This is a genomic window from Frankia sp. CgJB1 (genome assembly GCF_977947065.1).
This window is the reverse complement of sequence record NZ_CDWTNB010000156.1, coordinates 1-9,642: the sequence shown is the minus strand read 5'-3', so window position 1 is coordinate 9,642 and position 9,642 is coordinate 1. Positions and strand designations below refer to the sequence as shown.

The 9,642-nt window shown below is 71.2% G+C and carries 8 protein-coding genes and 1 pseudogene; 4 read left to right on the top strand and 5 right to left on the bottom strand.

Going from position 1 to position 9,642, the window contains the following annotated elements:
- Together AC08OT_RS15980 and cutA are read left to right on the top strand one after the other, a co-directional pair.
- Positions 1–586 (top strand): ACT domain-containing protein (locus AC08OT_RS15980; RefSeq protein WP_476602978.1); only part of this gene is annotated, 586 nt, incomplete at its 5' end.
- Positions 587–948: 362 nt separating this feature from the next.
- Positions 949–1,275, top strand: a complete 327-nt coding sequence (gene cutA / locus AC08OT_RS15975; RefSeq protein ID WP_476602977.1) for a divalent-cation tolerance protein CutA — start codon at positions 949–951, stop codon at positions 1,273–1,275.
- Here the strand turns inward: cutA and AC08OT_RS15970 are convergent.
- Positions 1,268–2,776, bottom strand: a complete 1,509-nt coding sequence (locus AC08OT_RS15970; protein WP_476591766.1) for a helix-turn-helix domain-containing protein — start codon at positions 2,774–2,776, stop codon at positions 1,268–1,270. The two genes, cutA and AC08OT_RS15970, sit on opposite strands and share 8 nt — an antisense overlap.
- A gap of 172 nt (positions 2,777–2,948) precedes the next feature.
- On the opposite strand from AC08OT_RS15970, the gene AC08OT_RS15965 reads away from it, so the two are divergent.
- Positions 2,949–4,745 carry a DEAD/DEAH box helicase gene (locus AC08OT_RS15965; protein ID WP_476591767.1) on the top strand — a complete coding sequence of 599 codons (1,797 nt, stop codon included), beginning with the start codon at positions 2,949–2,951 and terminating at the stop codon, positions 4,743–4,745.
- 8 nt (positions 4,746–4,753) lie between these two features.
- Here the strand turns inward: AC08OT_RS15965 and AC08OT_RS15960 are convergent, their stop codons facing one another.
- Positions 4,754–5,632, bottom strand: coding sequence for a peptidylprolyl isomerase (locus AC08OT_RS15960; RefSeq protein WP_476591768.1), 879 nt, complete (start codon positions 5,630–5,632; stop codon positions 4,754–4,756).
- Between the two features lie 205 nt (positions 5,633–5,837).
- Between AC08OT_RS15960 and serS the strand changes: the two genes are divergently transcribed.
- Positions 5,838–7,100, top strand: a complete 1,263-nt coding sequence (gene serS / locus AC08OT_RS15955) for a serine--tRNA ligase (protein ID WP_476591769.1) — start codon at positions 5,838–5,840, stop codon at positions 7,098–7,100.
- Between the two features lie 138 nt (positions 7,101–7,238).
- On the opposite strand, the pseudogene AC08OT_RS15950 reads toward serS, so the two are convergent.
- From AC08OT_RS15950 to AC08OT_RS15940, 3 genes and pseudogenes are all read right to left on the bottom strand, one after another.
- Positions 7,239–8,075, bottom strand: a pseudogene (locus tag AC08OT_RS15950) (phytoene/squalene synthase family protein); the annotation flags it as partial.
- Positions 8,076–8,183: 108 nt separating this feature from the next.
- Entirely contained in the window at positions 8,184–9,143 is a 960-nt protein-coding gene (locus AC08OT_RS15945) for a VWA domain-containing protein (protein ID WP_476591770.1), read from the bottom strand.
- On the bottom strand, positions 9,143–9,642 hold a 500-nt coding region (locus AC08OT_RS15940; protein ID WP_476602976.1), incomplete at its 5' end, for a DUF58 domain-containing protein. The genes AC08OT_RS15945 and AC08OT_RS15940, both read right to left, overlap by 1 nt.

Here is a 9,642-nt window from a genome sequence, read left to right as displayed (position 1 = left end):
CGGCGGCGGGGCGCGGACCGCCGGCGGCGCGGACGGCGTCTCGTCGGGCCTGCCGTCGCCGGCCCGTCCGATCGCCCGGCGCGGGGTGCCCAGCCTCGCGGCCGTGGCGGACGACGGGGTGGGTGGTCGGGCGCCGGCGAGGCTGGCGCGATGTTGTCTTCCGCTGCCCGGAGACGTGGTCGTCGGCTTCGCGACGCACGGCAGCACCGTGTCTCTGCACCGCCGGGAGTGCATGAACGCCACCGAGGCGGGGTCGGACCGCGAGCGCGTCGCGGTGGTGACCTGGTCGGCACCGCCGGCGCAGATCTTTTCTGCGGCGATCGCCGTCGAGGCGTTCGACCGCTACGGGCTGCTCGCGGACATCACCGAGGTGCTCTCGGAGATCTCGGCGTCCGTCCGCGCGGCCTCGACGACCACATCCGATGATCGGGTCGCGCATGCGCGTTTCACGATCGAGGTCACCGGGCCGGAGCAATTGGACAAGGTGCTCGGCGCCGTGCGCGGCGTCGGCGGTGTCTACGACTGCTACCGCGTGTGCCAGACCCAGCGGCCGTCGGCTCACGGCGCGCTTGCCGGGGACGGGTGAAGCCAGCGTAGGCGGCGGTGGCACGGACCCGGGCGTGGCAGCGACCCGGGCGGGGGACCGCGGCAGCGGTAGGACCAACCGGTGGGTGGGACCAGGACGGTTACGGGGCCAGGCCGGTCTTCTCCGATCGGCGCGGGGTGTTGTCTCTTGCGCCCAGCGTGGCCTTTCCGCGCCGGAATGTATCCTCCGGATCAACCGGCGGTAAACGGCTTGCGACTGAACCGCCCATTCCGGGTGGATCCGGGTGGAATGTCACGCGGAGAATACGGACGATCCTACCGGACACCGTAAATTCAACGGCTACCGCCACTGATCGATGTAGGGTATCTTGCGTATCCATCGTTTTAGAGATGGGAGTGCGCGTGGGTTACCTTCAGGTCATCGTGAGTATCGACTCCCGGGAAAGCGCTGACCGTATCGGCAGGCTCCTGGTGGAGGCGCGTCTGGTCGCCTGTTTCCAGGTGATCGGGCCGATGAGCAGCACCTACCGCTGGAAGGGCCAGATCGAGCAGGCCGAGGAATGGCTCTGTCTGGCGAAAACGACCACCGAACGATTCGACGAGCTACATGAGCGGCTCGTGGTCCTCCACCCCTACGAAAATCCCGAGATCATTGCGATGTCGATCGTCGCCGGCCATGCCGACTATCTGGGCTGGATCAGCGCCGAGACGGCACCCACCGTCAGGTGAGTGCCCGCAGCTGCTCGTCGAACTCGCGCACGGCCTGGGTGTGCTGCCAGGGCCGCAGGTGCTCCCGGGAGCGGCGGATACGGGCCAGGCCCAGCGAGAAGTCCGTCTGGGCCACGATCGCGAGGGACTCGGCCGCGAAGTGGCAGGCCGCCTCGATCTCCCGCCGCTGGATGTATACCTCCGCGATGTCGCTCATCAGTAACGACCGCTTCTTCGTCGCACCGGGAGCGGCCGCCCGCAGTGCCTCGGTGGCCGCGGCGTAGGCCGCGGCGGGTCGCCGTAGCCGCGTGTAGGTGGTGATCTTCAGGCCATCGAGCCGGCCCCGGTCGAAGAACTGCGTCCAGACCCGGTCCCCGTTGCTCTCACCCCGGTCGAAGGCATCCTGGGCACGGTCGAGGGCGGCCAGCGCCGCCCGGCCCTCGCCGCGGGCGGCCTGCTCCTCAGCCTCCCGGGCAGCCAGCCAGGCCCTGGTCATCACCGTGCTGCCCGTGGCGGCCCGTCGCTGGGCCTCACCGAGCAGCGCGCAGGCCTGGTCGTGGCGGCCACGGCTGGCGGTCTGGTAGCTCTCGTAACCGAGCACGCAGGCCCACAGGGCGTTGTCGTCGGCCTCGCGGGCGGCCTCGATGGCCACCCGGTAGTAGGCGACGGCCGCGGGCAGGTCGTTCATGTCGAACGAGAGCCATCCGGCGAGCGCCGCCGTCTCCCCGGCGGTGGAGGTCAGCTCACGGCGCACCGGGGACCGGCTCATGGTCTCCAGCAGCTGACTGAGCCTGCTCAGATGCCCGGTGACCCGCTGTATCAGGATCCGGGCGGGAACGCGCTCCTCCAGGCCGTACAGCCCCGCGGTGAGCTGGCCCAGCTCGTCGGCGAGCTCCGGGGTCACCGTGCTACGGCGGCGCAGCGCCGCCGAGAGGCGCTCCCAGGGCGGGGTGTCCGTGACGCCGTTCATGGGCACGACGGCGACGCTGCCCGCCGCGGCGAAGAGCCGGAGAAAGTCCCGACGTTCCACGGGAATACCGTTCGTGTCGATCATGTCGGCGCCGGGGTGAAGCACGAGTGTGCCCGCGGCGCCCGTCTCGCAGGCCGCCTGTTCAAGGTTCATCGACGCGGCGACGGCCGTACCCTGACTGGTTCCGCCCAGCGGTGCTCCGGTGGCGGCGGGAAGCGCTTCGTCGTCCACGAAACCGAGCTCCGCCGACGACCGGCCGAATAGCGCCCGCAACAACCGCTGATAACGCAGGCTCGGTTTCTTGTCGCCCTTCTCCCACTTGCAGATCATGTTGCCGGTCACCCCGGCCTCGCGACCCTCGTGGATGACGGAGAACCGACGGATCTCGGTGGCGAGCCGTTCCTGCGACCAGCTCCGTTCCTCCCGGCTCAGCCGCAGCCGGGTGTTGGGTGTGCGGGTGGCGGGCATCCTGCCGCCACCGGATACCTCAGGTGCTGGCGCGGAGGCCACCGGTGCGCGGGGAACTACCGAAGGACCGGTCGTGAGCTGCATCGGAGCCTCCGAAGTCAATCGGTTGACTCCAGGAGCTTAACCCTCTGTGAGATAAGACGGTCATGCTCGGCTGTGGTCCCTTCGGGACCATCTACGGCAAAAGTGTGGTCATCCCGACGCGCCTGCGACCGCCAGCGTCTTCGCCGAGTGTCGCCTTCTAGAGTGTGATGGCGTGAGAGCCGGCCCCCTCGACCGAAGCCCTCGTCCACGACGTCCCGTTCCCCCAGCCCGACCGCTGCGCGCGTGGCAGCGTGCGGCCCTGGAGACCTACCGGTCACGGTCGTCGTCGGGCGCCCGGGACTTCATGGCGGTCGCCACCCCGGGGGCCGGGAAGACGACCTTCGCCCTGCAGGTGACCGCCGACCTTCTCACTGACGGCGAGATCAGTCGGATCACCGTCGTCGCGCCCACCGAGCACCTCAAACGCCAGTGGGCCGTGGCCGCGGCGGAGGTTGGTATCGACCTCGATCCGGACTTCCGCAACTCGGCCGGGGTGACATCCTCCGACTACACCGGTGTCGCCGTGACCTACGCCCAGGTGGCGGCGCATCCGGCCCTGCACCGCGCCCGGACCGCCGCGCGCCGCACTCTGATCGTCCTGGACGAGATCCATCACGCCGGCGACGCGCTGTCATGGGGTGAGGCGATCCGGGAGGCATTCACCCCGGCCGCGCGGCGCCTCGCGCTGACTGGTACTCCGTTCCGCTCCGACGTCAACCCGATCCCTTTCGTCACCTACCTGCCGGGCCCCGACGGGGTGATGCGCAGCATCGCGGACTCCTCCTACGGCTATGCCGAGGCGCTGCGCGACGGGGTCGTCCGCCCGGTGCTCTTCCTTGCCTACTCGGGTGAGATGACCTGGCGGACCAGTGCCGGCGCGGAACTGAGCGCCCGGCTCGGGGAGCCGCTCACCAACGAGCAGACCGCCGCCGCGTGGCGCACCGCGCTCGATCCGGGCGGGGACTGGATGCCGGCGGTGCTTGCCTCCGCCGACACCCGGCTGTCCCAGGTGCGGGCCGGCGGCATGCCCGACGCGGGCGGACTGGTCATCGCCACGGATCACGCGGCCGCGCGTGCCTACGCCGCGCTGCTCACCCGGATCACCGGCACCTCGCCCGTGCTGATCCTCTCCGACGACCCGACCGCGTCGACCAAGATCGCCGACTTTCGCCGGTCGGCCGACCGGTGGATGGTGGCGGTACGGATGGTCAGTGAGGGCGTGGACGTGCCCCGCCTCGCGGTCGGGGTCTATGCGACCTCGGCGTCGACCCCGCTGTTCTTTGCCCAGGCCGTCGGGCGGTTCGTTCGGGGCCGCGGTCACGGGGAGACGGCGTCGGTCTTCCTCCCGAGCGTGCCGTCCCTGCTGGCGCTAGCCGGCGAGATGGAGGTCCAGCGGGACCACGCTCTGGAGAAGTCCCCGCGCGATCCGGACGCCTTTGACGACGACGCGCTGCGGGACGCCAACCGGCACAAAGACACCCCCGACAAGCCGGACACCTTGTTCACGGCGTTGGGATCCTCGGCCCATCTCGACCGAGTGATCTTCGATGGCGGCGAGTTCGGCACCCCGGCGGCCCCCGGGTCCATCGAGGAGGAGGACTTCCTGGGCCTGCCGGGCCTGCTGGAGCCCGATCAGGTCGCGGTCCTGCTGCGCCAGCGGGAGGCTGCCCAGCAGGCCGCCACGCGCCGTGCCGCCGCCCGTGCCGACGATTCGGTCCCGGCCGTCCCGCCGGCCCGCGAGGGCGTGCAGCCGGCGGCCGAGGCGGCTACCCGGCCCGTGCACGAGGTGATCGGCAAGCTGCGCAAGGAGCTGAACCGGCTTGTCGGCGCACACTTCCACCGCACGGGCAAGCCCCATGGGATGATCCACGCCGAGCTGCGCCGGACCTGTGGCGGCCCGCCGAGCGGCCAGGCCACCGCTGCGCAGCTCCAGGCCCGCATCGACACCATCCGCCGCTGGGCGGGTTGACCGGCGGGTCAGCCGCCCTGGGCGATCGTGATCGAAAGAATCTTCGGCTTGCTCGCCGGGGCACCGTCGGAGCCGCCGCCCTCGACGCCGGGCCTGGTGAGCTTGTCGAGCACGTCGAGTCCCTTGGTGATCTTCCCGAAGACGGTGTAATTGCCGGCGAGCGCCGCCGCGCCCTGCGGGGTCGGGTTCTGGTAGTTGATGAAGAACTGACTGCCGTTGCTGTCCGGCAGTTGGCTGTGCGCCATCGCCAGCACGCCTCGGTCGTAGGTCACGCCCTGGGTGTTCTCGTTGGCGTACCCGTACCCCGGGCTGCCGTTGCCGGTGCCGGTGGGGTCGCCGCACTGCAGGACCGAGATGCCCGCGTCGGCGCCTCCGGTCTGGCGGTGGCACGCGGTGCCGTCGAAGTACCTGGCGCCGGCGAGCGTGCGCAGGGCGTGCACCGTGCATGGTGCCTTCTGAGCGTCCAAGGCGGCCGTGATGGTGCCGGCGCTGGTGGTGATCACCATTGTCGCCGGGGACGTGTCGACGGTGGCCGCGGCCGCCGGCAGGGTGGCGCCGCGGGCCGGGGTCTCCCCGTTGGAGGTGTAGGTGCACTGCCCGACCCTGCTGGTCTGCCGGGGGGCGGCCGATTGTGTTGGCTCGGTCGCGGTGGGTGTGGTCGCGGTGGGTGTGGTCGTGACACCGGCGGCGGCCACGTCGGGGTGGTCGTCCTTGCCGGTGAGCAGGATCGCGGCGATCGTCGACGCCGCGACGACGATCGCGATGAATCCGGAGACGACCGCGAGCCGCTGCTGACGGCGGCGATGGGCGAGCCGGCGCCGCTCCGTCTGTCGGGCCGCCCGGGCCTCGGCGAGCTCGCGTTGACGTCGCTCTCTCGAACTGGCCACCGTCGCCGGCCTCCCTCGCTTCTGATGTGGTCTGCTGCTTCTGGCGTGGTCTGTGCACCGTAACCGGTGAGCGGCGGATCGCCCCGCATGGTGCCTGCCGGGGCGGGTGCCTACCGGGCCGGGAGCGGACCGGTGAGCGGGCCGGACGGCTGGTAGCGTTACCGCAAAGCACAATGCGGTACCGATCAGAGGCTGACGCGATTCCATGCTCGATAAGCGCTTTATCCGGGAGAATCCGCAGGCCGTGAAAGACGCGGTCGCGGCTAAAGGCATTGATCTGGATGTCGATGAACTGCTACAGCTCGACCGGGACAATCGCAAACTGCAGTTCGAGGTGGACGAGGCGCAGGCTCGGCGCAAGAGCTTCGCGAAGCAGTTCGCCGGGGCCGACGCGGCCCGGCGGGCCGAGCTGCGGGCCGAGCACGAGGCGTTCGACCGCCAGCTGAAGGACCTGCGCGAGCAGCTGGCCCGGACCGGGGCCCGGCTGTCCGAGCTGATGCTGCTGGTGCCGGGCATCCCGTGGCCGGGTGCGCCGGTGGGAGCTGATGAGTCGGCCAACGTGGTGTTGCGGACCGTCGGCGAGCCGCCGGAGTTCGACTTCACCCCGCTCGACCACACGGCACTGGCCGAGAAACGAGGGTGGGCGGAGTTCGCCCGGGCCCGGCGGGTCGCGGGGGAGCGGGCGTACGCCCTCGTCGGTGACATGGTCATGCTGGAGCGCGCGGTGCATTCCTATGCGCTCGACCTGCTGCGCGGGCTGGGCTTCATCCCTGTGTCGGTGCCCGCCCTGGTCCGGGAGGAGCCGCTCGTTGGCACCGGGATGCTACCCAAGGCCCGCGAGGAGATCTACGCGATCCCCGCTGACGGGCTTTACCTGGCGGGGACTGCCGAGGTGGCCCTTGTCGGCCTGCATGCCGGGGAGATTCTCGATGTGGGCCGCCTGCCGATCCGCTACGCCGGCATCTCGCCGTGCTTTCGCCGGGAGATCGGCAGCGCCAGCCGGGACGTCCGCGGTCTGCTGCGCGTCCACCAGTTCGAGAAGGTCGAACAGTTCGTGCTGTGCGCCGCCGACGAGGCCGAGTCGGCCCGCTGGCATGCCGAGTTGCTGGCCACCGCCGAGCGGATCCTGTCCGACCTCGGGCTGTGTTACGAGGTCGTCGAATGCGCCACCGGGGACATGGGCGTCGGCAAGTTCCGGATGAACGACATCAACACCTGGTTCCCCTCGCTCGGCCGATTCCGCGAGACGCACAGCTGCTCGACGCTGCACGACTGGCAGGCGCGCCGGGCGAACCTGCGCTATCGCGACACCGACGGCACCGTGCGTTTCGCGCACACGCTCAACAACACCGCCGTGGCGACCCCACGGCTGCTGGCGGCGTTGCTGGAGACCTTCCAGACCGCCGACGGCGAGGTGCGCGTTCCCGAGGCGCTGCGGCCCTACCTGGGGGGCCGTGAGCTGATCTGAGGCATCCCGGTGGCCGTGGCCGCGACGCGCCCGGGCGGCCCGGACCAGGGCGGGCCCGGCGACCGCCAGCCGGCGCGGGAGCCCGACTGACACGCGGCGTTCGAGCACCCGGTAGTCGGCGCGCTCGACCTCGTCGAGGATGCCCCGGTAGAGGACGAATGCCGTCCGCAGGCAGTCGCGTGAGGTTGGGTGCAGCAGGCGGATGCCGGGCTCGGCGGCGCGGAACAGCTCCCGCGCCCGGCTGATCTCGAAGGCCAGCAGCCGGCGGACCGGCCCGTCGACGACGCCGGCGGCCAGCTGCTCCCGGGTGACCCCGAACAGGTCCAGCGAGGTCCGGGGCAGATAGACGCGGCCGCGCCGCAGATCCTCGCCGACGTCGCGGATGAAGTTGGCGAGCTGGAAGGCCATCCCCAGGTCGCGGGCATAGGGCAGGGCGCTGTCGTCCACCGGCTCGAGGATCGGCACCATCTGCAGGCCGATCACCGCGGCCGATCCGTGCATGTAGACGGTCAGCTCGTCCCAGGTCGCGTACTCCGTCACGGTGAGGTCCATCGCCATCGAGGCCAGGAACGCCGCGAAATGGTCCGGATCGAGCTTGAAGCGGTGAATGGTGTCGACCACCGCAGGCAGCACCGAGACCTCCGCGCGGTGCCGGTCCCTCCCGGCGCCGACGATCTCGGCGTCGGCGTCGACGGCGGGTGTCCCCGCCCGCAGTGCCGCGAGGAACCGGCCGCCCCACTCGTGCAGCCAGCGCGCCCGCTCGGCCTCGGTCAGCGTGGAGTCGAGATCGTCGACGATCTCGTCCGCGTAGCGGGCGAAGCCGTACAGCGCGTGGACGTGGGGCCGCTTCCACCCTGGCAGCAGCAGGGTGGCCAGGTAGTACGTGCGGCCGTGGGCGGCATTGAGCGCCCGGGCCCGCGCGTAGGAGGAACGTAGTCGAGGATCGATGATTCCGGCCGCGTCGAGCTGACCCACGTTAGTCAGCGTAGCCACCCAGCGAGGCGAATATCGACGGCTCCCGTCCGATCGGGGCCGACCTGCCCCGGGACGTCCGGTCGACCCCCCTCGTCGGCGTCGATCCCTTCACGGAAGCCGGGACGCGAACGCCAGGGACGTCGCCGCCGCGGCGAATCCCAGCCCCAGGGACAGCCCGAGGAACCAGGTGGTGACCTCCCGGTATTCGGTCCGGTACCCGATCGAGCTACCGAGCCCCCGGTAGACCGAACGCAGTTCGTCGCCGGAGGTGGCCCGATGGTACGAGCCGCCGGTCTGCTCCGCGATGTCACGGAGCGCCTGCTCGTTGACCGGCACCGGCACCTCCTGACCGCCGACGTCGAGCGTTCCGTCGGCGGTGCCGTAGGCGATGGTGTCCACCGGGATACGGGCTTGCCGTGCCGTCTCGATCGCCTGGTTGTTCGGCCGCCCACGGGTGGTCTCCCCGTCGGAGAGCAGCACGATGGCGGCCGGAGGCGCGCTCTGCCCCGCGTCGGAGAACCGTTTGCCGGCGGTGGTGATCGCCTGGAGCGAGGCGAAGATCCCTTCGCCGACGGCGGTCGCGGGACCGAGCTGCAGGCCGCTGATGCCGGCGCGGACCGACTCGCGATCGGCGGACGCGGGCACCAGGACCGTCGCGCTGCCGGCGAACGAGACCAGCCCGAGGTTGATACGGGGAGGGAGCTGGTCGACGAATGCCGAGGCGCCCTGCTTGGCGGCCGCCAGCCGGGTCGGGGCGATGTCCGTCGCCGCCATCGAGTTGGAGACGTCGATCGCCAGGATGATCGTCGCGCGTTCCCGGGGAACCCGCTCGGCCCGCGCCGGTCGCGACAGGGAGAACACCAACCCGGTGAGGGTGAGCAGCAGCAGCGCCGCCGGGACGTGACGGCGCCACCACTGCGGTCGGCGGGGAAGCACCGAGGACAGCAGCGACGCCGACGACAGCCGGGCGGCATACACTTGCCGCCGCGCCGAGACCAGGACATAGGCGATCAGCAATGCGCCGACCCCCAGGTACAGCCACAGCCAGTGCCCGGCCAGGAAGCTCATCAGGTGCCTGCCCGACTGGTGGCGGGCGCCGCCGTGCCACTCTGGTTGGCCCGACCCACGGGCGGGCGGCGGCCGGCGCCCCGGCCGCGCCGGTTCTCCGAGGCGAACCGGACGATGTCGACCAGCCAGTCCGAGTCGGTGCGCAGGACCAGATGGTCGGCGCCGACCCGGCGCAACGCCAGCGAGACCGCGCTGCGGTGGGCGACGGCGGCCGCGGCGTAACGTTCCCGCAACCGCCGCGACGACGTCGGGACCTCGACGAACGCCCCCGTCTCGGCGTCGACGACGGGCAGCAGCCCGACCGGCGGCAGGGTCAGCTCGAGCGGGTCGACGATCTCGATGGCGAGCACCTGATGCCGCGCCGCGAGCACCCGCAGCGGCCGTTCCCAGCGCAGGTCGGTGGACAGGAAGTCGGAGACGACGACTGCGAGCCCGCGGCGCCGCGGCGGGTGCAGCAGGTCCTCCACCGCCGCGGCGAGGTTGGTGGCCGCCGCCGGGT